The sequence below is a fragment of the Shigella dysenteriae genome (assembly GCF_022354085.1).
Lineage (GTDB): Bacteria > Pseudomonadota > Gammaproteobacteria > Enterobacterales > Enterobacteriaceae > Escherichia > Escherichia coli.
Map to the genome: position 1 here is coordinate 3,919,348 of NZ_CP055055.1, position 25,950 is coordinate 3,945,297.

The window sequence follows — 25,950 nt, forward strand, 5'->3', positions numbered from 1 at the left end:
TCATCCGCATCACGATGTGAGGAAATTAACATGAATCTTAAGCTGCAGCTGAAAATCCTCTCTTTTCTGCAGTTCTGTCTGTGGGGAAGTTGGCTGACGACCCTCGGCTCCTATATGTTTGTTACCCTGAAGTTTGACGGTGCTTCTATTGGCGCAGTTTATAGTTCACTGGGTATCGCCGCGGTCTTTATGCCTGCGCTGCTGGGGATTGTGGCCGACAAATGGTTAAGTGCGAAATGGGTATATGCCATTTGCCACACCATTGGCGCTATCACGCTGTTCATGGCGGCACAGGTCACGACGCCGGAAGCGATGTTCCTTGTGATATTGATTAACTCGTTTGCTTATATGCCAACGCTTGGGTTAATCAACACCATCTCTTACTATCGCCTGCAAAATGCCGGGATGGATATCGTTACTGACTTCCCGCCAATCCGTATCTGGGGCACCATCGGCTTTATCATGGCAATGTGGGTGGTGAGCCTGTCTGGCTTCGAATTAAGCCACATGCAGCTGTATATTGGCGCAGCACTTTCCGCCATTCTGGTTCTGTTTACCCTGACTCTGCCGCATATTCCGGTTGCTAAACAGCAAGCGAATCAGAGCTGGACAACCCTGCTGGGCCTCGATGCATTCGCGCTGTTTAAAAACAAGCGTATGGCAATCTTCTTCATCTTCTCAATGCTGCTGGGCGCGGAACTGCAGATTACCAACATGTTCGGTAATACCTTCCTGCACAGCTTCGACAAAGATCCGATGTTTGCCAGCAGCTTTATTGTGCAGCATGCGTCAATCATCATGTCGATTTCGCAGATCTCTGAAACCCTGTTCATTCTGACCATCCCGTTCTTCTTAAGCCGCTACGGTATTAAGAACGTAATGATGATCAGTATTGTGGCGTGGATCCTGCGTTTTGCGCTGTTTGCTTACGGCGACCCGACTCCGTTCGGCACCGTACTGCTGGTTCTGTCGATGATTGTTTACGGCTGTGCGTTCGACTTCTTCAACATCTCTGGTTCGGTGTTTGTCGAAAAAGAAGTTAGCCCGGCGATTCGCGCCAGTGCGCAAGGGATGTTCCTGATGATGACCAACGGCTTCGGCTGTATCCTCGGTGGCATCGTGAGCGGTAAAGTGGTTGAGATGTACACCCAAAACGGCATTACCGACTGGCAGACCGTATGGTTGATTTTCGCTGGTTACTCCGTGGTTCTGGCCTTCGCGTTCATGGCGATGTTCAAATATAAACACGTTCGTGTCCCGACAGGTACACAGACGGTTAGCCACTAATTACGCAAAGAAAAACGGGTCGCCAGAAGGCGACCCGTTTTTTTTATTCTTACTTCAACACATAACCGTACAACCGTTTCATGCCATCCGCATCGGTTTCGCTATAAACACCTTGCAGCTCCGGCGAAAATCCCGGCAACAAATTCACCCCTTCTTCTAGCGCAAGGAAATAACGTTGAACCGCCCCACCCCAGACTTCCCCGGGTACCACGCAAAGCACGCCAGGTGGATAAGGCAACGCCCCTTCTGCCGCAATTCGCCCTTCGGCATCACGAATCCGCACCAACTCCACGTCACCGCGAATATAAGCGCTATGCGCATCCTGGGGGTTCATCACCACTGACGGGAAACTCTGCTGGCGGAACATCGCTTTTTGTAGGTCTTTGACGTCGAAACTGACATACAGATCGTGCATCTCCTGACACAACTGGCGCAGGGTGTAGTCGCGATAGCGCACCGGATATTTGTTATAAACGCTCGGCAACACCTCAGCCAGCGGCGAGTCATCCTCAATATGCTGTTCAAATTGCGCCAGCATCGCCACCAGTTGTGCCAGCTTCTCGTGGCTTTCCGCCGGAGTTAATAAGAACAGAATGGAATTGAGATCGCACTTCTCCGGCACAATGCCGTTCTCACGCAGATAGTGCGCCAGAATCGTCGCCGGAACGCCAAAGTCGCTATATTCGCCGGTTTCGGCATCGATACCTGGTGTAGTGAGTAACAGCTTGCACGGATCAACAAAATACTGATCCGCGGCATATCCTTCAAAGCCGTGCCACTTCACCCCCGGCTCAAAACTGAAAAAACGGCGGTCGCTGGCTAACACTGATGTCGGATAATCCTGCCACAATTTGCCATCAACAACGGGCGGGATAAACGGGCGGAACAGCTTACAGCGCGCAAGAATAGCCTTGCGCGACTCAATACCCAACTCAACGCACTCAGCCCACAGCCGACGCCCACTCTCCCCTTCATGAATTTTGGCGTTAACATCCAGTGCAGCAAACAGCGGATAGAAAGGGCTGGTAGAAGCATGGAGCATAAAGGCGTTATTCAACCGCTTATGCGGGCAAAAACGCGCCTGTCCGCGGATATGGTTATCTTTTTTATGGATCTGCGACGTCTGTGAGAATCCCGCCTGCTGTTTGTGCACCGACTGAGTCACAAAGATCCCCGGATCGTTTTCGTTAAGTTTTAACAGCAGCGGCGAGCTATCCGCCATCATCGGGATAAACTGTTCGTAACCGACCCACGCGGAATCAAACAGAATGTAATCACACAGATGCCCAACGGTATCGATCACCTGACGGGCGTTATAGACAGTGCCGTCATAGGTTCCCAGCTGAATAATCGCCAGGCGAAACGGGCGCGGCAGGTCGGCTTTTTCTGGCGCAACGTCGCGAATTTGCTGGCGCAGATACTCTTCATTAAAACAGTGCGCATCAATACCGCCAATGAAACCAAACGGGTTACGTGAAGCTTCCAGATAGACCGGCGTCGCCCCCGCCTGAATCAGCGCGCCGTGATGATTCGACTTATGGTTGTTACGGTCGAAGAGCACCAGATCGCCACGCGTTAATAGCGCATTCGTCACCACTTTATTCGCTGCCGATGTGCCGTTCAGTACAAAATAGGTTTTATCGGCATGAAAGACTTTGGCTGCGAATTTCTGCGCATCTTTCGCCGATCCTTCATGAATAAGCAGATCGCCCAATTTTACGTCAGCATTACACATATCGGCGCGAAAGACGTTCTCACCAAAGAAATCGTAAAAATGGCGTCCGGCAGGATGCTTTTTAAAAAACGCACCATGTTGATGCCCAGGGCAAGCAAAGGTGCTGTTGCCCATCTCAACGTACTGCGTCAGCGTGTCATAAAACGGTGGCAGCAAATTCTCTTCATACTGACAGGCTGCGGATTCCAGCTCCAGCCAATGCTGCTCGTTGCCGTTGATTACCGCCGTAACGCCCGCAGGTAATTCAACAGCATGTTCGGAATACAAAAACACCGGTAGATGAAAACCGGTGCGCTTAAGCAACGTAAGAATGCCACTGCGACTATCCGCAGCGGTAATGACGACTGCCGCGACGTCCGTAAAATCAGTATCTCCCAACGCCACCACGCGACGATGAGAAGAAAGTCGGGATACCAGTTCACTACTGGCGGCAATATTCATTGATTTCATAAGCGCAAACCCGTTTCGGGGAAGTAAGAATACCGGACAAGGTGGAAAACCCTGCCCCATGAGATATGGGTCAAACTGGTCACCAGCTCCGACCGCCAGACATCAGTAAAAGCAGAAACGCTCTGATTTTACTGTTGTCCTGCAGTGAGCGTGCGTTAACTTCACCGCATGAGCAGTAACATAGAAAGGGAAACGTTTCGCGCGAAACGGCGATAAGCGAGAGAATGTAAGGAGATGGCGTGCATCGGGCAAACTCCGTACAGAGAGGAGAAAATTCGCGCAATCATGGCACCTTTCGCTAAGGCGTGCAAGCCAGGACTTTGCGACCAGACAAGCCATCAACAAGGCAAAAAGTTCATAATAAGAAAATCAAACAATACAGTTAACAGGAACTCTTGTGGTCATCGGCCCTTTTATCAACGCAAGTGCAATATTACTGGGTGGCATGCTCGGTGCACTGCTTAGCCAACGCTTACCGGAACGTATCCGCGTCTCCATGACATCAATTTTTGGTCTGGCATCGCTGGGGATTGGTATTTTACTGGTGGTGAAATGCGCCAACCTTCCAGCGATGGTTTTAGCAACCTTACTCGGAGCATTAATCGGCGAAATTTGTCTGCTGGAGAAAGGCGTCAATACAGCGGTCGCCAAAGCACAAAATCTGTTTCGTCACTCACGTAAGAAGCCAGCGCATGAATCTTTTATTCAGAATTATGTCGCGATTATTGTCCTGTTTTGCGCCAGCGGCACCGGGATCTTCGGGGCGATGAACGAAGGGATGACCGGCGATCCGAGTATTTTAATCGCCAAGTCATTTCTTGATTTCTTTACGGCGATGATCTTCGCCTGCTCGCTGGGTATTGCGGTATCGGTGATTAGTATCCCATTACTGATCATCCAGTTAACGCTGGCGTGGGCTGCCGCGCTGATATTACCGCTGACCACACCGTCGATGATGGCAGACTTCAGCGCCGTAGGCGGTTTATTGCTGCTGGCAACCGGATTACGCATCTGTGGCATTAAAATGTTCCCGGTGGTCAACATGCTTCCAGCACTCCTTCTGGCAATGCCGCTTTCCGCCGCCTGGACCGCCTGGTTTGCCTGACAATGCGTGCAATAGCGGCAAAGTGATGATAGATTGTGCAGTCTGCAGTAAATTGAAGAAATTTGATTGACGAGACGAGGCGAATCAGGTTTAATGCGCCCCGTTGCCCGGATAGCTCAGTCGGTAGAGCAGGGGATTGAAAATCCCCGTGTCCTTGGTTCGATTCCGAGTCCGGGCACCACTATTTAGTTTCATGGCGTCTCTATGAGTCCTGAAACATCAAAAAATCAGTTAGTTACAAAGAGTCTGGAGTACCAACAGGTACTGCCAGATTTTTTGACATCCATAGTTTTTGGGGGCTTAATTGGGGGCCCGTCGGTTCGATAAACTATGGAGCCCCACTATGTCCCTCACCGATACCGCCATCCGTAATGCAAAGCCGCTTGATAAATCCTGGAAACTCAGCGATGCGCAGGGTCTGTACCTGCTGATAAAGCCCAACGGATCTAAACTCTGGCACCTCAAGTACCGCTTCGGCGGTAAAGAGAAGAAGCTGGCGTTTGGTGCTTACCCGGCCGTTTCTCTGGCAAATGCCCGCAAGCTGCGCGAGGATGCCCGCTCGGTATTGAGCGCAGGCAGCGATCCCGGCGTGAAAAAACAGCAGGAGAAGTTTGCACGTAAAAGCGGCAACACCTTTGAAGATATCGCCCGTAAGTGGGTAGCGGGCAATATCCGCTGGAATGAAGCCCATGCCGCCAAAGTCCTGCGCTCGCTGGAGCTGCATGTTTTTCCACTGATCGGCAAATTCCGGTCTCTGATTTGAAAACTGCCGATCTGCTGATCCCGCTGCGGGTGGCGGAACGAAAAGGTACGCTGGAGACCGCTGCACGGATTCAGCAGCGCACCACGGCAATCATGCGTTACGCGGTGCAGGAGGGGATAATCGACAGCAATCCGGCGAACGATCTGACCGGGGCTATCGCACCGCCGCCCAAAAACCACTACCCCGCCCTGCCGCTGGAGAAAATACCGGAGATGCTGGAGCGTATTGAAGGCTATTCCGGCAGGCTGTTAACCCGTCTGGCGGTACAGCTTAATCTGCTGATCTTTATCCGTTCCAGCGAGCTACGTTTTGCCCGCTGGACGGAGATCAATCTGGATGGCGCAATGTGGACCATCCCGGCGGAGCGGGAGCCGATTCCGGGCGTGCGTTATTCAAATCGCGGCGCAAAGATGAAGATGCAGCATCTGGTGCCGTTGTCAGCGCAGGCGGTGACAATACTCAAACAGTTAAAACTGTTGTCCGGCAGTAGTGAGTTACTGTTTCCCGGCGACCACGATCCGCGTAAGCCGATCAGCGAAAACACCATCAACAAAGCACTGCGGGTTATGGGCTACAACACACAGGCAGATGTTTGCGGTCACGGTTTCCGCACGATGGCCTGTAGTGCGCTGATCGAGTCCGGGCGCTGGTCAAAAGACGCCGTGGAGCGACAAATGAGCCATCAGGAGCGTAATCACGTTCGTGCCGCGTATATCCACAAGGCGGAGCACCTCGACGAGCGCACACAGATGATGCAGTGGTGGTCGGATTATCTCGACGCCTGTCGGCAGAAATTTATCCCGCCGTATCGGTATGACAGGCAGATTCAGGCGGCCTGCGCCAGCTAACGGACAATGCCGGAAAGCAGATCCACTGCATCAGGGATCTGCTTTTTATTTGCGCCAGATATCCGTGGATAGACGTCGATCTGCGCCAGTCCCAACCCTTTGGCCCTTTCCGGTAAGGAGCTGTTACCCTTAACCCACCTTTACCCTTTGGCCTTTTTCCTTTCGCTGCGCCAGCAAAAAATCACGCTTCATCATTCCGTGCATACACCTGCTTCACCCAGCGACCACGCCCGTCGCCATGCCCTAGGTCCATTGCCACCATCGCCAGCGCTTCTTTTTCGCTGAACCCCTGCGCCAGATACCGGCGGATATCGTCCTGCGCCCAGGCGTAGCGCAGTGAGTGCGGGGAGTATTTGCCCGTCAGCCCCATACGCAAAGTCTGGTTGCGCCAGTATTTCATTGCCTGTTTAAGGCTCGCCGCATCAATCAGCCTGCCGTTGCGCCGTTCTGCCACCACGATGGCCTTATCCAGCGCCTGTTTAACTGCGCCAGTATCCTGAATAATCGTGTCACGGGGGCGTCCACCTTTGGTACCGAGTACCACGGTTAGCCGGGTATCACCTTTCTCCAGTGCTTCGCGCCAGGTTTTCAGCGAACCGGAACAGCGTACTGCCTCCTGAGAGCGTAGCCCCATCAGCCGCGTCAGTTCCAGCGCCGCCGCCAGCCCCGCATCTTTCAGCCGGGCAGCCTCTGCCATCTGTTGATAATATTCCGGCGTGATGGCTTTCCGCGTACCATTGCGGGATACGCCAGCCAGCCCCAGCGATTTATTCGATATCCGTTCACTCTGCGCCAGCTTTTCGCGCCCGGCCTGCGTCAGGATTTTACGGATAGCCGCCGTTTCGTTATGCAGCGTATTTTTCTGAATCCCCTGCGCCAGCCGCATCTGAATATACGCCTCAATATGCTTCGCCTTTAAATGGTGGACATAGCGTATCTGAACGTTCAGTTCCATCAGGCGTTCGCAGAAACGTCCTGCCATGGCGATACGGTCATGGACAGTCTTGTGCGACCCGCCAGCCTGCCGCGCCAGGTTTTTCATCTCTCTTTCCAGCATACCCATTTTACGTTTTCCTCTTCTCTCGCTCCTGATTTTCACAAAACCACAACAAACAACGGATACAGCTTTCCCCGGCGCGTAGGCCGATAGCCCCTGATTTTTGTCGGGGCTGCGAGCAGTACCTGAGCGCCGGGGCGACGGCTGTTGAGGTTTTGCGGGGTATCGGTTGTGCTCTCAGAGCAGCCGCCAGCGTGAGCTGGTCATCCCCCGGACCGTCCTGGTGGTCCCCCTCCGGTACTGGCTCATGTTCTCCTTTTGTGAATGAATGGTTGAGATAAATGCTGAAAAGCGACGTCAGAAGCTCGCCTGTGGCTGGAACAGTTGATATGACTGGTGCAGATGGAAATTTCTGCGGGCGTCAGTCTCTCACTGCGCGTGAGCGACTGACGCCCTGGTCTGGCGCAGGGTCTGAAAATTAACACTCTGGTGCAGGATGACGGTCACGCGGCAGCAAAGCCTTCGGCAATGCAGGCCGCAGCCCGTCATGTAAAAAGGCGCTGGTTATCAGCAGGGTATAAGTGGGCCAGGAAAATTCCGGCAAAGAGAGGCCGTTCAGCCGGTGAAGGCTGTTGCCGTTAAGCGATGACGATGGAGCCGTCCATGTGTATGTACTCTTAGCCTCAAACGCTTTCGCGTTCCGGTATTGCGGAGGTCGTACCGGTAGAAAGGGCTGGTCATCCTGATAAATCAGGGGCTTCTTGCAGACCATGAAGCAAGGGCGTTGTCCACGACAACATAGTGCAGGAGGGAGATTACGCCTTTATTTCTGGCGCAGAAAGGGGAAACTCATTTTTCTGGAAATAGAGTTGTTTGTAGATTTTCTCGCGATTTTGTGAATGTAAATCTACAATGCTTCACACACCTTTCCAGCCAAGCAATATCGTACGGTCCATTCGTCGATAAGCCTCTCACCATCAATGGTACATACCCGGTACCGCATCTTCATTTTCCACAACGAAGTAGTAGACCATGTCATAGAACAATTCACCAAGCGGCTTCTACATTGGCTACATCAAATGTAAGCCATGGCAACGTCAGACAAGCGAATGACTGCCACAAAGCACCATATCCAATCAGCGTTTAAGCAACGTTTTGTGATAATCGGCCAGCATCGTAAAATAAGCAAGAGAGTTTCCAGGAAACCATCACGGTTCCCGAATTGGTCATTTCAGCAGCACTATAGCTAAGACATACAGTGCTAATACTAAAATACGACCATCTCAATTAATTGTTATCCAAAGCAAAGATTGAATCATCAAATGAAATCGCCTACGATAGCGGAAGCCATCCCCCGGGATCCTTAGCCTCTACACGATAGTCACGCTCGTACGAGGTGTACGGGGCTCGCCGACAGCTTGTCGGCGTCGAAAGAAAGGAGCCCGGTATGAAACAGAAAACTGTGCTGGTTCACCAGTATCTGCGTTTCCGTTTTGGTCGCTGGGAGCACGTGTGTCAGCACATGCGCTCTTTGCCGAACTGCTAACGGTTAATCCCGGGGTGATGGTCCTCTTCTGTTGTTAATCAGGTCGTTTGTGTCGTCTTTTCCATCATTGATGTGTAATGCTCTTCATCCTTTGCCGCCTCGAATACTTTCTTAAACCAGGTAAGATAGCGTTCAACCGAAGCCCCCTCATGAAGAGAGATATTGCGGGCATCCTGGTGAGAATGTCGATTTAGATAACGAGCAAATATACGGAAACCAGGTTCACCTTCAGGCCCGCTCGCCAGTGTTTCAAGCGCCCGGTGAAGCGTCTCACTTTTCCCCGAAAAACCAAAATAGTATTCAAGGATTTGCCGCATCGTATTTGGGATCACCACACTGGCAATGTCATCTTTTTGGGCGTGGCGTAAGACATACCAGAGTGCCTGATAGTCGTTCAGTAATTCTTTTTCGGAAACAAGGGAAGCAGAACTATGTAAGGATTTGGATACCCGATAAAGCGTCCATTCTGGTGGGCAAGAACCCGCTGCCCTTTTCTTCCGTTCCGCAGAAAGCAGTAACTCCTGAAAGAAAAACAGGCTGTGCGTCAGAATAATCACTTTCTCACCAATTCTGGCACGTATAACCTGATGCTGGATCAACGATGCTATTTCAAAAACATAGTTTTGCGACAGGCTGGATATAGGATCATCAATGACAATTAAACGTTTTCGTTGGTCATTGTCATCACGACTTTTTCTCCCTGTGCAAGTCTCCAGAAAATAGAGAAAAGCAATCAGCGTCTTTTCCCCTTCACTCAGACTACTAAAAACAGGCGTATCGCTGTTCTCACCTTCCCTCACCAGACGATAATCATCCCGATCGTCATAGGGAGCAATGCGGAATCCAGTGATTCCAAGGCTATCCAAGCTGTGATTAATACGTTCAATCGTTTCCTGCGTATTGACGATCAGGCTGGATTTACCGCGAATAATTGCGTTCAGCGTATCAAGCTGGGCCGTAATTTCATCCCGAGACACCGTTAATTTTGCCAATTTTTCAGCAAGTTCTGCTAGTTGTTCATCATGGTTAATTATCGTATCGGTAGCCAGTTTTCGGATATGACTGAGTAGTCTCTGTTTCAGTCTAACCCGTTCAGTCTGATAATTTTCAGCCTTTCGGTTATGTTCGCTTATTATTGTATTAATACTGGCTATCTGCACAGAGACATTGCCAGCCAGAGCAGAAAGATCCTCAACAGCAATCGACGCAGAGGGTGATGTCAATTTCTCATCGATATGCAATTTATTTCTTTGATACGCCTGCTCCAGTTCAAGTAGATAGAGATAAACAGGATGTTCCTGATCAACTAACGGACACGTTTTTATTAACTGCCGCATATGTTCGGGTTTATCGTGCCAGAATTGATATCGCGCCTGAAGTTCCCGCAACTGGTCCATCGCAGCTTCCCATGAGGTATCAAAAAGGGCAGTGATTTCCTGTTGAAGTTGCCGGGCATCTATCGGCGTTTGACAAAATGGGCAAATGTCATCACTCAGCCACTGCTGTCCATTCCTCACCCAGTCAATGTTGCCCAATTGGTTAATTGCGGCAGCAAGACGGCTATCACCTGCTGGAATAAGAGGTTGCATCAATAGCGCAATATCATTGTCATTCAAAGGGGATGCTGGCAATGCTTCGAGCAAAGCGTAAGGGTTGCCTTTACTGGCTTCAAGTCGGTGTAGTTCTTCGGTTAATTCCTGCGTCGAAGTATCTTCGACTTCAGTGTGTTCAAGGATGGTCTGAAAAAGTTTGTCGGTCTGTTTAGTTCCAGACATCAAATCCCATAAATCTGTTTTTCTGATTTCTGCGGTAGAACTATAAATCTGTTTTGCGGAGCCATTTTTAATACTTTCTTCCATGCCCTCAACGTCGCGTTTTTGCACGTCCAAAGCATCACGCCGGGCAAACAAAACTTTACTCTCCGCTTCCAGAGCATCTATTTCAGTTTTAATTTCTGCATTTTCACTATTTAAAGTGAAAATGCCCGGCTGAGAAGGTTGGCTGAAAATATCGTCTACATACTCCTGATTAAACACCAGGTAGTTCATATCCAGTGGAGGTCGCAGGCTGCACTGGCTGTAATCTGGACGACCATGCTTATAAAAGTAACCAGAAACGGTTGATTTTCCTGAGCCGTTTTGTCCATAGATAAGAGTGACATACTTACTCAAGTCGAACTCCACTGGCCTTTCGCCCTGATAACTGCGAACGCCGTGGATGGAGAGAATGCTCATGCTATATCCTTATCACCGCCTGCTGTATGTGGGTATTTTATCGTCGGAATTTCCTACAGCAAGCTACCTCACTGATATCTGCCATTTTAAACATTGTCATAGAATGAATATTACTGACATTTTTTAGGTTAGACTCCTTGCTACACAAGGGATATAATGAAAATACATATCAATGAAAACGTCAGTACAGGAGAATCAATGTCTGTTGCCGCTCTGGCCCGCCAGCGGGTTCACCGCATGAAGCGTGGCATCCCCTTTTCCATCAGCGGGTTTTACTCGCTGGGAAGCCGTGCGTCGGTACAACAGGCAATGAGCCGTCTGGTCAAAGAAGGCCTGCTGGTCCGGGTTGAACGCGGTTTCTACTCCCGGCCAAAGCCGTTGAAAAACATCCCCTCTGTTAACGTTGTTGCCAGCGCCAATGCCGTTGCCGCCGCATGGGCAAAAGAGCGTGGTTACAAAATCACCCTTCAGGGGCTGGAAGCCGCTTACCGGCTGGGGCTGCAAACGCAGGCGCCAGTTAAACGCATCTACTGGTCAAACGGCCCTACGCGAGAATTCCGCGTCGGCAATGAGCGGGTACGGATCCAGCATAAATCAGCAAGTCGGTTACGTTGGCTGAACCGGCCTGAAGGAGAGCTGATGCGCGGTTTGCTGAGTCTGGATCAGCAACATACCCCATTGGAAACGCTGAAGAATGCTTTTCATCGGCTGAGCATCCCGTCCGCTAAAGCACGGCAGATTGCCGGAAAGTTGATGAATGAGCCTGCGCTTCACGCGTGGCGCTCGCAGCTGATAACGTTGCAAAAGGCGCTCTGATGGACATTTTTGATTACTACCGGAGCGCATCACAACGTCGCGAGCTTCAGGAAATCCTCTCTTACGCGGCGCAGCAGCATCCCTCCGGGCTGGGAGCCAGCTTTCTGGAAAAGGATCTCTGGGTAACGGAGATCCTTCGGTTACTTTTTAATGAGGAGCTGCTGGGAGGTTTATCTGTCGCGTTTAAAGGTGGAACGGCGTTAAGCAAATGCTGGAACGTGATTGAGCGTTTTTCTGAAGATATCGATCTTTCTGTTCACTGGGCCGATCTGGCAGGCCACTCAGAAGAGGAAGAACAGCAGGCATGGGAGCAAAGCACGCTAAATAACAGCCAGAATCGCCGGTTCAGAGAGCAGCAGCAAGAGCGCTTAACAGAATGGACAAACGCGCTGGCAGAACGGTTAAACCAACGCTTTCAGGCTTATGAAATTCCGGGCCTTGAAGCAAAAATGGAACCCGACAGTGGTGGCGAAAAAGTCGATATCTATTTCCCACGGGTGAAAGAAGACAGTATGGCCTATCAGCGCGATCATATTCTGCTGGAATTTGGCGGACGAAATCGTGGCAAGCCAACCGATCTGATGCCTGTTGTAAGCTATCTGTCCGGGATCGCAGGCATGGATACACTCCAGTTACCCACCGCGACCGTAAACGCTTATGACACCGGTTATATTCTTTGGGAAAAGCTGACGGCGCTGCACCAGTTCTGCACGCAAACCAAAGCGCCAAATCCGGCCCGACTGGCACGCCATTGGTATGATGTGGATTGTCTGCTGAGTAATCATTTTGCCAGCCCCTATGAAACGCTGGAAGCCATGCGCAATGTGGTCGAGATGAAGCAACGTCGCTGGTCTGTGCCGGGTGTGGATTTTACTCAGGTGATTGTCGGAAACCTGCAACTGTTGCCTGACGATGCTGAACGGTTCGCAGCGATCGCCGGGGATCATCAAACGGCGGTGGAAGGGGGAATGTTCTTTCATCAGCCTGACAGATTTGCTGACATTGCCGATCGTCTTCGTCATGCGCAAGATGAAATCAATCGTTTTATGCGTGATTCAGAGGTATAACCTGGTCCTGCCAATTGCTCCCCCAGCCATATGACATAATCCTTTTGAATAATAGGGTTTTTATGCTTGTACTCTAGCCCATTCGCGGTATCATTTTACGATCTCTCTTCCAGTTTTATGCTTACCGCCTTTGCCTATCGTAGAACAATGCCGGGAAGCGTTATCAGCGATTAAGGGCAAGGAATGGGCTTCTGGATATTTGTTATTATGCTGGCGGTTATCTGGCTTCTGTTTTCCAAAAAGAAAAAATCGCCGCCCCCCAGAGTAAACAACAAAATCATCACCAAAATAAATCATTCATCTCGACAGAAATCTCTCAATAAGCCAGATAACAGCATGACAAATATGCATTCTCAGGCCTCCGATGATGACGAACTGGCAACCTTTACTTTTGTGAACGGGCAGACGGTTGAATACAGCACCAGCCGCCAGCCGTCACGAGAAAACGCCGCCCGTAGCAATACCACTCCAGCGCGATGGGTCAAACCGGGAGAAAGCATCACCATTCAAAATGTCGTCATTAATCACGGTTATTTTTATTTCGGCGGGCGGTTAAAAACACATTCATCAGGAGAATATGGATATCTTTATAACGATGACTCCGACGCTTCGCTGGTTAATGACGCTTTTCCCATCGAGCCTGGTTCACGGCATTATTATGATGAGTCACTGGGATACTGGCCCAGCTTTGCCACACTCTCCCCTCGCTGCCGTGGCGCCTATCTTGACTGGCTGGCAAGCGATCGCAGCGATGCGAGCTGCCCCGTTGGCTATGTTTTTATCTATTTTTACGGTCTAGAACGCCGCGTACTGGCCGATGGCACACAAGAAGCCATTTCTGACGATGAATTCAAAGCATTATTCGAAGAGATATCGCGCCTGAGAACCGTATTTCAGGCAAGCGGTTCCTTCCGGCATTATGCAACGCAGTTGCTGGAAATGATGATCGTTCTCCGACCGAAGTTGCTTTCTATATATACCGAAAACGAATATTTCTCATCGAGGAGTTCATTACTGTTCAGATTAAATCTAGCGACTGTGGTCGATAAAGGACAACCTATTTGTGCCGCTCTGGCACTGGCATGGATATACTATTTTCCTGATTACACCCTGCGCACGCCTGCCCGTCGATGTCATGCTGAATTTTCCGCATTATTCAAACAGCGTTATACTCAAAAATACGGTGACGGTATTGTCGTCAAACCCAATAAAACACGGTTGTATTTAAGCTATACCCCCGCCAGTGGTACGCTTCGGGAACTTCAGGTAAAAAAACAGATGGATCTTCCCGATCCCAGCGTTTTAAAAGCCCCAGTTCAGAAATTAATTTCTGTTGCAGAATCCTGTATCAACGCGCTGGATGCCTACAGTCGCTATCTCGGTAAAAAAGATGCCTCACCAAGTGATGTCGCCGCCATCATGCTGCTTCCCGATGAAATACTGACCGAAGATGCAGAACGTCTATTTGCTGAATTTAAACACTGGGCAGATGAGAAAATCCGTGAACATTCAGGACTGGCGACAGTGGCTGATTTCTGGGCCAGACTGGGTATGCCTGTACCGGATAAGATTAATAAGAAAGAAGCCGAGCTGATGCAAAATTTCGCCCGGCGAGCAGGCTACGGCATTGCGCCGGATATGCGCTATCACCTTGTCAGACCGGATCCAGAAGGTCATCTTGTTTTATTTCCTGAAGGGCATGCGGAATTCTACGTACCGTCGGCGGAATTTACGTCAGTCTCTGTGGCGCTTCGGTTGGGTGCCATGATTGCACAAATGGACAAGCGCGTGGATGTTGCTGAACAGGCCGCGCTGGAGAAAACGATTAATCATAACGATGCGCTGTCGCCAACAGAAAAACGTTCGCTGCACGCCTACCTCACCTGGCGGCTCAATACGCCTGCAAATCAGGCTGGTCTGAAAGGTAAAATTGAGCAACTCAGCGATAAAGATAAATCCACTATTGGCAACGTGATTATCAGCGTCGCCTGCGCAGATGGAAAAATCGATCCGGCTGAAATCAAACAACTGGAAAAAATCTACGCCAGCCTCGGTCTGGACAGCAGTGCCGTTACCAGCGATATCCACCGACTGTCAACCGCAGAAACAACTCCGACAGCTACGTTACAAACCCCATCAGCGACGAGCGGCGCGTTTTCTCTTGATGAACGGATCCTTGCCCGTCATGAATCCGACACAACGGACGTACGCCAGTTACTGAACACCATCTTCACCGAAGATGAACCCGCAGACGAATCCCCAGCGGAGATCCCGCCACACGCTGGCGCAGGTCTTGATGAAGCACATCATCAACTTTACCAACGTTTGCAGGAAAAAGAACGCTGGGCGCGAAACGAAGTCGCTGAGCTATGCCAGCAGTTTAATTTGATGCTAAGCGGCGCGATTGAAGCAATTAATGACTGGTCTTTCGAACAGGTTGACGCCCCGGTGCTTGATGATGACGATGATATTTACGTTGACCTGGAAATTGCACAAGAACTCAAAGGATAATTTATGTCTGGCATTCGTATTCGTCTCAAAGAAAGAGACGCTATTATTCAGTCACTGAAGTCAGGTGTTACGCCTAAAATTGGTATTCAGCACATTCAGGTTGGCCGGGTCAACGAAATAAAAGCGCTGTATCAGGATATTGAGCGTATCGCTGATGGCGGCGCAGGATTCCGGCTGATTATTGGGGAATATGGCTCAGGTAAGACATTCTTTTTAAGCGTTGTGCGCTCAATTGCGCTAGAAAAAAAGCTGGTGACAATCAGCGCCGATTTATCCCCGGACAGGCGCATCCACGCGACGGGTGGGCAGGCGCGTAACCTCTACTCCGAGCTAATGAAAAATCTATCCACCCGAAATAAGCCGGATGGAAACGCATTATTAAGCGTGGTTGAGCGCTTTATCACGGAAGCCAGAAAAGAAGCAGAAAGTACAAATGTGTCAGTTCCGACGATTATTCACCAAAAGCTCGCCGCCCTGTCTGATATGGTTGGCGGTTACGATTTCGCCAAAGTCATTGAATGTTACTGGCAGGGCCACGAGCAGGATAATGAGACATTGAAATCAAATGCCATCCGCTGGCTAAGAGGTGAATACACCACGAAAACCGACGCCCGTAACGATCTGGGTGTGCGCACCATTATTTCTGATGCCTCTTTCTACGATTCGCTAAAGCTGATGAGCCTGTTTGTCCGTCAGGCCGGATACGCGGGTCTGCTGGTGAATCTGGATGAGATGGTCAATCTGTATAAGCTCAGTAACACTCAGGCCCGCGTTGCCAACTATGAACAGATACTGCGTATTCTGAATGACTGCCTGCAAGGGACGGCTGAATATATCGGTTTTTTACTTGGCGGTACGCCAGAATTCCTGTTCGATCCGCGCAAGGGGTTGTACAGCTACAAAGCGCTCCAGTCCCGACTGGCGGAAAATAGCTTCGCTCAGCGGGCTGGTGTCATTGATTATTCGTCCCCTTCCCTGCACTTAGCCAGCCTGACGCCGGAAGAACTCTATATTCTGTTGAAAAACCTTCGTCACGTTTATTCCGGCGGCGATGCGGATAAGTATCTGGTTCCTGATGATGCTCTGACGGCATTTTTACGCCACTGTAGCAACACTATTGGCGATGCCTATTTCCGTACGCCACGAAACACGATTAAAGCCTTCCTGGATATGCTGGCCGTGCTGGAACAAAACCCATCCATTCAGTGGTCACAGTTAATCGCCGGTGTCGCGATCGCGGAAGAAAAACCCAGTGATATGGATGAAATAACATCGGCAGAAGATGCCGATGAGGACGGTCTGGCCGACTTCAGATTATGATGAACGAATACCAGCGGCTGGATCCACGGATACAGAAGTGGATATACCGGCAGGGATGGGCCGATCTCAGGGAACTGCAAAAAAAATCCGTTTCACCGATATTAGCGGGCGATCGGGATGTTCTGATCAGCGCCGCGACTGCCGCAGGTAAAACAGAAGCGTTTTTCCTGCCCGCCTGTTCTGCCATTGCGGATATTCAGGGCGGCTTTGGCATTTTATACATCAGCCCGCTTAAGGCCCTGATTAACGATCAGTATCGAAGGCTGGAAAACCTCGGTGATGCGTTGGAGATGCCGGTCACGCCCTGGCATGGTGATGTTGCGCAGAGCAAAAAGCTGAAAGCAAAGAAGAATCCTGCCGGTATTTTGCTTATCACCCCGGAATCGCTGGAAGCGATGCTGATCCGCAATGCGGGATGGTTAAAGCAGGCTTTCGCGCCACTGGCATATATCGCCATTGATGAATTCCATGCTTTCATCGGTTCTGAGCGGGGTATGCAGCTTCTCTCTCTGTTAAATCGAGTCGATCACCTGCTGGGAAGAATCAACAATCCAGTCCCCCGAGTCGCACTCAGCGCAACGCTGGGGGAACTGGAACAGGTGCCGTTATCTCTGCGGCCAAATCAACGTCTGCCCTGTGACATTATTACCGACAGTCAGACTCACGCCACGCTAAAAGTACAGGTGAAAGGTTATCTGGAACCGCTGACCACCTCGGGCCAGCAATCTCCACCGTCGGCAGAGACGCAAATCTGCCATGATATCTTTCGCCTCTGTCGTGGTGATTCCCATCTGGTGTTCGCTAATAGTCGCAAACGGACCGAAAGCATTGCCGCCACGCTTAGCGATCTCAGTGAAGCGAGCATCGTTCCCAATGAGTTCTTTCCCCATCACGGATCTCTGTCCAGAGATCTGCGTGAAACGCTGGAACAGAGGCTTCAACAAGGCAACTTACCCACCACCGCCATCTGTACGATGACGTTAGAGCTTGGCATCGACATCGGTAAAGTCAGCTCCGTTGTGCAAGTTACCGCCCCCCATTCCGTAGCCAGCCTGCGTCAGCGAATGGGACGCTCCGGTCGGCGCGACTCGCCTGCCGTATTGAGAATGCTGATTGCCGAACATGAACTGACGCCAACATCAGGCATTGTCGACCAGCTCAGGCTTCAGCTTGTTCAGTCGCTGGCCATGATCCGCTTACTTATCGGCAACAAATGGTTTGAGCCAGCTGATACCCGGCAGATGCACTATTCCACCCTGTTCCATCAGATCCTGGCGATCGTGGCGCAGTGGGGAGGCGTGCGTGCGGATCAGATCTGGTCACAGCTATGCCTGCAAGGGCCATTTCAGAAAGTCCGGATCTATGACTTCAAAACGTTATTGAAACATATGGGGGAGCACCAGTTTCTGACCCAGCTCTCAAGCGGCGAACTGGTTCTGGGCGTCGAGGGCGAACGTCAGGTAAATCAATACACCTTCTACGCCGTGTTCAGCACGCCGGAAGAGTTTCGCATTGTGGCGGGGAGCAAAACACTGGGCTCCATTCCCGTTGATTCCCCACTGATGCCTGATCAACACATTATTTTCGGCGGTCGACGCTGGAAGGTAACCGATATCGATAGTGATAAAAAAGTTATTTATGTCGAGGCGACAAAGGGTGGGCAGCCGCCGTTATTTGGCGGACAAGGGATGTCCATTCATGATGTCGTCCGCCAAGAAATGCTCACTATTTATCGGGAAGGCGACTACCGCATCACCGTTGGCAATCGCAAGGCCGATTTTGCCGATACCACGGCCAAAAACCTGTTTGATGAAGGGCTGCACTGTTTTCGCAACAATAATCTGGCTTCGGAATGTTTTATTCAGCAGAGACAGCATGTCTACATTCTTCCCTGGCTAGGCGATCAAACCGTAAACACGTTGTCGGCATTACTTATCCAACGCGGTTTCAAGGCGGGCTCATTTGCTGGTGTGGTTGAAGTAGAAAAAACTACGGTCTCGGAGGTTAAACAAGCGTTATTCAGCGCACTTCAGGAAGGGCTACCTTACGAATCCCGTCTTGCCGAAAGCATCGTTGAAAAGTGCCTCGAAAAATATGATGAGTATTTACCCGAGACGTTGCTGACGCAGGAATATGGATTACGTGCTTTTAATATTGAACGCGTGACGGAGTGGTTGCAGGGGCATTTATATTAAGGGGAAGAAGAATGAGAAAAAGCTGGACTATAGAGGAAGATTGTAAGCTGCTAACCTTGGTGCGTCAGCTCTTTTCCGCGCTGGTCAGCCATAACCGGCTGAATGCCACAATGCCATTTAGCCAGCAGCTCCACGATGCATTTGACTCACCTGACCGCGATGCCGCAGCATTGCTTTATCGCCTCGAACAGGCAAAAATCTTGGGATTTGCCAGCCGTCCTGGTGGCGATCCCACTAAACAACTGTTTCGCTGCCTGATAAGCAATGATTTGGCGCTATACGATTACAGCCTCACCTTTCCCACCCTCAGAAAAGCATTGCATCCAGATACCGTTGCGGCAGCACTAAACCACTTCACGATTAGCAATCCACACGAACCACTGTCCAATACTATCAATGAAATCGCGACAGCCTTGCATCTTGCCCCCATGCAGGTGGAAAAGATTCTGATCGACAGCGGCCAAATAACCATCAATAGTTACCGCAAGTGTGAGCGTGTTGGAGAGAAAAATATCAATAATAATCTGCAAGATCTCATCTCTAGGCAAATTCCTGACATAACGCTGATTAAAGAGATTAACGCCTGTCGCGCCCAAGTCTCTCAACTTTACCACGTGCATGAACGTGATGGCGCTGAGGTCATCTTCAGTTCCGACGGCACGGGGTTCGGCAAAAGCTATGGCGTGATCCAAGGGTATGTCGAATATCTGGAGCGCTTCGCCAAAACCCGAAAGTCAGACGATCTGTTTCCTGAAGGTGGCTTTACCAACCTGCTATTCATGTCACCGCAAAAATCACAAATCGACCTGGACAGCAGTCAGAAAGAGAAAATTCTGGCCGCTAGCGGCGAGTTCATTTGCGTTCTCTCCCGTAAGGATGTTGCCGACCTCGACTTTATGGACTGGGCCTCTGGTCTGAAAAACCGCGACCGCTATATTCAGTGGTACGAAGGGGCGAAAGGCAGCAAATATATCGGCGGCGCTATGCGTTCGCTCAATTATCATGTCTTACAAATTAATCGCTGTGAAGAGCAGTTAAAAAAGCTGACAACATACGGTTCTCAGGATACCAACTACGAAAGAGAAATTCTCGAAGAACAGCTAAAAAACTGCCGTCACAGTATCCGCAATACGATTGAGTCAGCCTGTAAATTACTATTTGGACCAGATAGTGAAAAAGCTTCCATTAAAGAGTACATTCGTCGCGGGCTCCAGGCGCGGCAAGAGCGAATGCAAAACGCGGAGACAGCACGAAAACCAGGAAAGCTTGAACCTAAGATAAGCGTACACGAAGTCTATTTCGAGCTTATCAAACAGGTATTGCCTTTCGAAGTTTGCCAGTACCGCCCGTCAGTGCTATTAATGACCACGAATAAGTTCGACACATCAACTTACCGACTGGCGCCTCGTCAGCGAGGCGAAGGTGTGCGTTTTGAGTCCGTAGGTTTCGACTTGCTGATTGGCGGTAAGCTGACTCCCAAAGATCCACAGATTAGCACCGTTGCGGCAGCCGGTCATACCGGGCAGGTTACCTATCTTCGCGACGAACACTTCAGACGCAATCCAGATTGTCCTTTTCGCCAGAAAAATATTCGTTTTACGGTGATCATTGATGAACTACATGAAGCCTACACTCGCCTTGAAGAAACATGCCATGTAAAGCTAATCACACAGGAAAATAACCTGGCGCACGTTATTTCCGTCGCAGGACGTATTCACAACGCGGTACTCAGCTTAGAACGCCGAAACAAGCCCAAAGAAGCGCAAACGACCTTTGAGCAAGAGATGGTCAAATTCATCACTACTCTGCGCAATTTACTGGCGGAAAAGTGCGAACTATCCCCCGGTACAAGGCTGGGATCGATCCTGGAGATGTTTCGTGACCAGTTAGGGGCATTTGAAGTCAACGGCGACGCCGCCGAACGCATCATCTCAATCACCCGCAACGTATTCAGCTTTAACCCCAAAATGTACGTCAATGAAGAAGGGCTGAAACGCATTCGCATGCGCAACAGCGAAGGCGACATAACGCGCACCGAACTGTATTACGAAGTCGAAAATGATGCCAATGACACCAACCCCACTCTGCACGATCTGTTCCAGTTGGTCTCCGTCATCCTCGCCGCCTGTTCTGAAATCACCAACCGGCACTTTAAGCGCTGGGTAAAGAATGGTGGCCAGGACAACTCCAGCAGCCAGAATACGCCTTTGGGCCAGTTTGTTGACGCAGCCAATAACGTAGCCGGCGTGGTGCGACATATCTTCGATCGCACCACCGATAAAAACTTGTTGATTGATCATTTCTACACTTACCTGCAACCCAAAACCGTATTCACGATGACGCCGATAGCTGAACTCAATTACGTGAACAGGGGAGCCGAGCGCACAATTATTCTGGCGTTCGAGATGGATCTGGTACAAGAGTTGCCTGAAGCCATGCTGCTGCGTTTATTAACCGGCACGCACAATAAAGTAATTGGGCTTAGCGCCACCAGCGGTTTTAGCCACACCAAAAACGGTAACTTCAATCGTCACTTCCTGGCGCACTATAGCCGCGATCTTGGCTACCGGGTCGTTGAACGCGAAAAGGCAGATATCGATACGCTTAAGGCATTACGCGGGTTGAGGGCCAGTATCCGCAACGTAGACTTCAGGGTGTTCGATGATAAGCAGTTAAAATTGACCGATATCTACCAAAATTGTGAAATCTATCGCAGGACGTATGACAACTTTTTCGACGCGCTGAAGAAACCGCTGGAATACGACCTGAAAAATACCTATAAACGGCGTCAGTGCCAGCGGGAACTGGAAGCGTTACTGCTTGCCGCCTGGGAGGGTAAAAACAGCCTGATTCTGTCACTTTCAGGGACGTTTAAGCGGGCCTTTATCAGCGCCTGGCGCACGCACCAGACAACCTGGCGTCAGCAGTACGGTATGCACTCCCGGTGCGATGAAAAAACGGATAACGGTAAGAAACATGACCAGATCCTGACCTTTACCCCATTCAAAGGGCGTCACACCGTCCATTTGGTCTTTTTCGATTCACCACTGGCTAATGTCGAAGATATCAGGCAAGAAACCTATCTCCAGAACAGCAATACCGTACTGGTATTTATGAGCAGTTATAAAAGTGCGGGTACCGGCCTCAACTACTTTGTTAAATACCATGACGGCGATATTAATGATATCAATGCACCACGTCTGGATGTCGATTTTGAGCGCTTAGTGCTCATCAACTCCTCGTTTTACAGCGAAGTAAAGGACAACAGCGGCAACCTCAATACATTACCTAACTACGTTACCGTGCTTAAACACTACGCCGATGACGATATTACCGTCCACAAGCTGGCCGATTTCAACGTTAATTTCGCCCACGGCGAAAACTATCGCCTGTTAATGGCCGAACATGATATGAGCTTATTCAAAGTCGTCGTGCAGGCCGTAGGGCGAGTCGAGCGTCGCGACACTCTATTGAAAACAGAAATCTTTTTACCCCGCGATGTGTTCCGTAATGTTGCATTTCAGTTCGCCGCTCTTAGTGAAGATAGCGGTAACGAGGTGGTATCAGAAAGTATGTCTTTGCTTAACCACCGACTCATGGAGGAGTGCGAAAAGCTGAGTCAGGGCCAGTCATTCAATAATGCGGAACAGCGACTGACGTTTGAGCAAGCTATCGTCGCGAATGGTCGCCGCATCGATGAAATTCACAAACGTGTCCTTAAAACCGACTGGATTAATAAGGTACGCGCTGGCAATCTCGATTATCTCGAGATATGTAATTTATTCCGCGATCCTGACTCCTTTACCGATCCCCAGCGCTGGCTGGCAAAACTCCAGGCTAATCCCTTGTATACCGCCAATCGACAAATGCAATCTGTTCACGACGCTCTGTTTATCGATCGTCAGCAAGGGAATCAAACGATTTTACTTTGCCACAAACGCGGCCCGGATGGACTTGCCCACCGAGATTATTCCGCCCTGTCGGATTTCGCTGGCGGCGCAAGAGAGTACCGGCCAGAGCTCACCCTCTTTCCGCAGTATAGAAACGATGTCGATTTTACCCCCGGCAACCTGGTCGGCGAGTTGATTCGTGAATGTGACAACATCCAGGAAAAGGCATTCAAAAAATGGGTACCCAACCCCAAGCTAGTTCCGTTGCTCAAAGGCAATGTCGGTGAATATCTCTTCGATAAAGTGCTAAAAAGTTATGGTGTTACCCCACTCTCCGACCAGCAGGTGTTTGAACGCCTTGAACCGCTGGTCTATGAGTTTTTTGACCGCTTTATTGAAGTGGGCGACGACCTGCTCTGCATCGACGTTAAGCGCTGGGCGACACAGTTGGACGATTTGACGCGGGCAGAAGAAACGCTTGAGAAAAGCGACAACAAGATTCGCCAGATCCGTAATATCGCCAGCCAAAAGGCGGATACTGAGGGGCAGAAACAGCTCCAGACGGCGCTGGCAGGCCGTTATGAACGTATTCGATTTATCTATCTGAACGTCGCCTACAGCCAGAACCCTAATAATCTGATGTGGCAGGATAATGTGGATCACACGATCCACTACCTCAACCTGTTGCAAACTGACTACCAGTATTATCAGCCCAAAAATCGAGAGAGCGGACGCGCTCAGGAAAACTCGAAACTGCGCATGACATTGGATATAAACCCAATGTTACTAACCCTGCTGGGTGTAGAAAAGTTGCCGACTAAAGGAAAAGTATCATGATCCCTAATCTGAATGAGCTGACGGATACTCCGATTGCCCGTACCAATTTGATCAAGCTTGAAGAAGATCAGCTGACAACAATCCAGCGTCTATTGGCCCCGGTATCTAATATCTATACGATAGACTTTATGGTTCAGCACTTTACTAAAGAGCGAAAAGAAAAATCCGCTGATTACTATGCGCGAATTCATCAGGAGGTAAAAACTTGCGTGCGGCAGAAGCTTGGGCTTGAGGCCGGACAGGAAGTAAAATATGAGCTGCATTGCTTACCCAATTACCATCACGTCTTTTTTTTCCTGGCGCCTGCTGCTGCACCGAACAGCCTAGCGCATCGGACTTTGGCAGAACGCATTGAAACGCTTTGCCAGCGACTCACAGCTGAAAATTATGATTTATCTCGCCTGATTCAGGGATTGTTCAGTCTGCATTTGAAAATGGTAATGCTGGAACAAGCCAGCGAGCGCTTTTCGGTACCGCCAACCTACTTCAACTCTACGTTCTATCTCAACGCTCGCCTGAGTCAGCCCGTCACGCAGAAAAGCGGCACTGGAGTGATGGAGGCATTCGAACTCGACATTTATGCATCAGAATATAACGAACTCGCCTTTACCCTGCACAAACGAAAATTTCTGGTCGAACCGGAGGATGAATTGCATCTCTCTCTGGACGATACCTGCGTGTGGTTTAACATCGATAATCGTCGGCTCAAAGCCCGGCGCAAACTCGATGCCCGGGATAGCAAACTGGACTTTTTTCGTGAGCGCAGCGGCTATGGTGAATGCCAGGCCTATACCTATAACGTGGTCATGAATGCCGCCTGCGAGCGGCTCAGTGAACTAGAGATCCCGCATCAGCCTATCGCATTTCAGGCCACCCACGAGGTCAATCAGTTCGCTACCGACCTCGATCAACAACTGACTAATACGCTGTTGGTGGTTAATAACGGCGTCGAATTTAGCGCCACGCAAGAAGCTTATTTCTTTGACACATTAGCCATCCAGTTCCCCGGGTATCAACTCTGGCCTCTGGCGTCGCTTAAACATTCTCAGCAAACCGGCTTTTCTGAGCTGCCTGCCAGTACATCTATTCTGGTACTCAATGCAGTAGATGAAGAGCGGAGCAACAGCATCCGCCAGCAAGATAATGAATCTGTTGAGTACAATGATTTCTATGCGGCCTTTGCCGACGCCCGAAAACAACCCGAACTCAATTGGGATACTTATACCCAGCTTAAACTAGATCGTTTGCAAGGGTGGCTAAATCAGCAACCTCTGCCCGTAGTCTTACAGGGTATGAATATTGATCACAAGTTGTTGGATGCGATTGATTTTATTAATGAACAATTGACAAGCAACCCTACTCAATACGAAATCGATCTTACGAAGCCTCACAGTCGTCTCAAGTCAGCAGTTACCTTACTTAACAGTAAGGTTCGCCGAACAAAAACCGAGCTATGGTTCAAAGAGAGCTTACTCAATCAGCATCACATCCCACTACCAGATTTGGCGGACGGGCACTATACCGCCTATGCAGTACGCAAAACGAAAAGCTATCTCCCCCTGCTTGGATATGTCGAACTAAAAATAGAACACGGCCAACTTAGGGTGGTTGATACCGGGATCGCTGAAGGTAAATTAGACTATCTGTCTGTTGATCCCCCCTCTCTGGGACGATTAAAGAAATTATTCGACAAAAGCTTCTATCTCTACGACCACACAGCAGATGTCCTGCTTACCACCTACAACAGCTCCCGCGTACCGCGCCTGATTGGCCCGGCGCAATTTAATATCGTCGATTCATACGCTTATCAGGAACAAGAAAAAACTCTGGCAGAGCGTAAAGGGGATAAATTTAACGGGTACGCCATCACCCGCTCTGCAAAACCGGATCAAAACGTACTGCCCTATCTGATATCACCTGGCCGCTCGAAATACGACTCGCTGACCAAAGCGCAAAAGATGAAGCATCACCATATTTATCTGCAACCGCATGAGAATGGTGTATTTGTTCTGGTAAGCGATGCCCAGCCTACAAATCCTACTATTGCACGGCCTAACCTGGTGGAAAATCTGCTGATATGGGATGCCCAAGGCAAAGCCGTAGATGTATTTAGCCACCCGTTAACTGGCGTTTATCTCAATAGCTTTACCCTGGATATGCTCAGGAGCGGTGAAAGCAGCAAGTGTTCGATTTTTGCCAAGCTTGCCCGGTTGATGGTAGAGAACTAGCGGAAAATTTAGGGCGGTGTTTTTAGAATTCGTTATGTGTGAACCTAACTGATCTCCCCCCTGAAAACAGTACCAGTCTAAACTGAAGTCTCCGGTCTTTCTTCCTGCTCACAGAGAGGCT

13 protein-coding genes, 1 tRNA gene and 1 pseudogene are annotated in these 25,950 nt (G+C 49.9%); 11 read left to right on the top strand and 4 right to left on the bottom strand.

Annotation, left to right across the window (positions count from 1 at the left end; genetic code table 11):
* Positions 1-30: 30 nt before the first annotated feature.
* Positions 31-1,287: a nucleoside permease NupG gene (gene nupG / locus HUZ68_RS18750; RefSeq protein WP_001049791.1), complete on the top strand. Its 1,257-nt coding sequence runs from the start codon at positions 31-33 to the stop codon at positions 1,285-1,287.
* A gap of 49 nt (positions 1,288-1,336) precedes the next feature.
* On the opposite strand, the gene speC is transcribed toward nupG, so the two are convergent.
* Together speC and yqgH are read right to left on the bottom strand one after the other, a co-directional pair.
* Complete coding sequence (gene speC / locus HUZ68_RS18755) at positions 1,337-3,472, bottom strand: ornithine decarboxylase (protein ID WP_239593956.1); 2,136 nt, start codon at positions 3,470-3,472, stop codon at positions 1,337-1,339.
* A gap of 161 nt (positions 3,473-3,633) precedes the next feature.
* Entirely contained in the window at positions 3,634-3,717 is an 84-nt protein-coding gene (yqgH, locus tag HUZ68_RS18760; protein WP_211180506.1) for a protein YqgH, read from the bottom strand.
* A gap of 152 nt (positions 3,718-3,869) precedes the next feature.
* Here yqgH and HUZ68_RS18765 point away from each other — a divergent pair, with 152 nt between their 5' ends.
* The 3 genes and pseudogenes from HUZ68_RS18765 to HUZ68_RS18775 all read left to right on the top strand — a co-directional run bounded on the left by HUZ68_RS18765 (position 3,870) and on the right by HUZ68_RS18775 (position 6,188).
* Positions 3,870-4,577 carry a DUF554 domain-containing protein gene (locus tag HUZ68_RS18765; RefSeq protein WP_000234483.1) on the top strand — a complete coding sequence of 236 codons (708 nt, stop codon included), beginning with the start codon at positions 3,870-3,872 and terminating at the stop codon, positions 4,575-4,577.
* A gap of 105 nt (positions 4,578-4,682) precedes the next feature.
* Positions 4,683-4,758 (top strand) — tRNA-Phe (locus HUZ68_RS18770).
* A gap of 162 nt (positions 4,759-4,920) precedes the next feature.
* A pseudogene (locus HUZ68_RS18775) lies at positions 4,921-6,188 on the top strand (tyrosine-type recombinase/integrase).
* A 181-nt stretch (positions 6,189-6,369) separates the two neighbouring features.
* Here HUZ68_RS18775 and HUZ68_RS18780 read toward each other — a convergent pair.
* Both HUZ68_RS18780 and HUZ68_RS18785 read right to left on the bottom strand, forming a co-directional pair.
* Positions 6,370-7,251: an integrase domain-containing protein gene (locus tag HUZ68_RS18780; protein ID WP_021577941.1), complete on the bottom strand. Its 882-nt coding sequence runs from the start codon at positions 7,249-7,251 to the stop codon at positions 6,370-6,372.
* A gap of 1,518 nt (positions 7,252-8,769) precedes the next feature.
* On the bottom strand, positions 8,770-10,965 hold the full coding sequence (locus HUZ68_RS18785; RefSeq protein ID WP_000025792.1) for an AAA family ATPase: 2,196 nt from the start codon (positions 10,963-10,965) through the stop codon (positions 8,770-8,772).
* Between the two features lie 198 nt (positions 10,966-11,163).
* Here HUZ68_RS18785 and HUZ68_RS18790 point away from each other — a divergent pair, with 198 nt between their 5' ends.
* From HUZ68_RS18790 to HUZ68_RS18820, 7 genes are all read left to right on the top strand, one after another.
* A complete protein-coding gene (locus tag HUZ68_RS18790; protein ID WP_000109323.1) occupies positions 11,164-11,781 on the top strand; it encodes a DUF6088 family protein in 618 nt (205 codons plus the stop codon).
* The gene (locus HUZ68_RS18795; RefSeq protein ID WP_021577943.1) at positions 11,781-12,848 is read left to right on the top strand and encodes a nucleotidyl transferase AbiEii/AbiGii toxin family protein; all 1,068 of its coding nucleotides are present in this window, start codon (positions 11,781-11,783) and stop codon (positions 12,846-12,848) included. The genes HUZ68_RS18790 and HUZ68_RS18795 overlap by 1 nt, the downstream gene beginning before the upstream one ends.
* A 183-nt stretch (positions 12,849-13,031) precedes the next feature.
* Positions 13,032-15,359 carry a tellurite resistance TerB family protein gene (locus HUZ68_RS18800; RefSeq protein ID WP_000508166.1) on the top strand — a complete coding sequence of 776 codons (2,328 nt, stop codon included), beginning with the start codon at positions 13,032-13,034 and terminating at the stop codon, positions 15,357-15,359.
* A gap of 3 nt (positions 15,360-15,362) precedes the next feature.
* Positions 15,363-16,679, top strand: a complete 1,317-nt coding sequence (locus tag HUZ68_RS18805; RefSeq protein WP_033815032.1) for an ATP-binding protein — start codon at positions 15,363-15,365, stop codon at positions 16,677-16,679.
* The gene (locus tag HUZ68_RS18810; protein ID WP_000980865.1) at positions 16,676-18,874 is read left to right on the top strand and encodes a DEAD/DEAH box helicase; all 2,199 of its coding nucleotides are present in this window, start codon (positions 16,676-16,678) and stop codon (positions 18,872-18,874) included. The genes HUZ68_RS18805 and HUZ68_RS18810 overlap by 4 nt, the downstream gene beginning before the upstream one ends.
* 11 nt (positions 18,875-18,885) lie before the next feature.
* The gene (locus HUZ68_RS18815; protein ID WP_239619452.1) at positions 18,886-23,601 is read left to right on the top strand and encodes a hypothetical protein; all 4,716 of its coding nucleotides are present in this window, start codon (positions 18,886-18,888) and stop codon (positions 23,599-23,601) included.
* Positions 23,598-25,829 (top strand): hypothetical protein, encoded by a 2,232-nt coding sequence (locus tag HUZ68_RS18820; RefSeq protein WP_021577946.1) that lies wholly within the window; start codon positions 23,598-23,600, stop codon positions 25,827-25,829. Before HUZ68_RS18815 ends, HUZ68_RS18820 begins: the two co-directional genes overlap by 4 nt.
* Positions 25,830-25,950 lie beyond the last annotated feature (121 nt).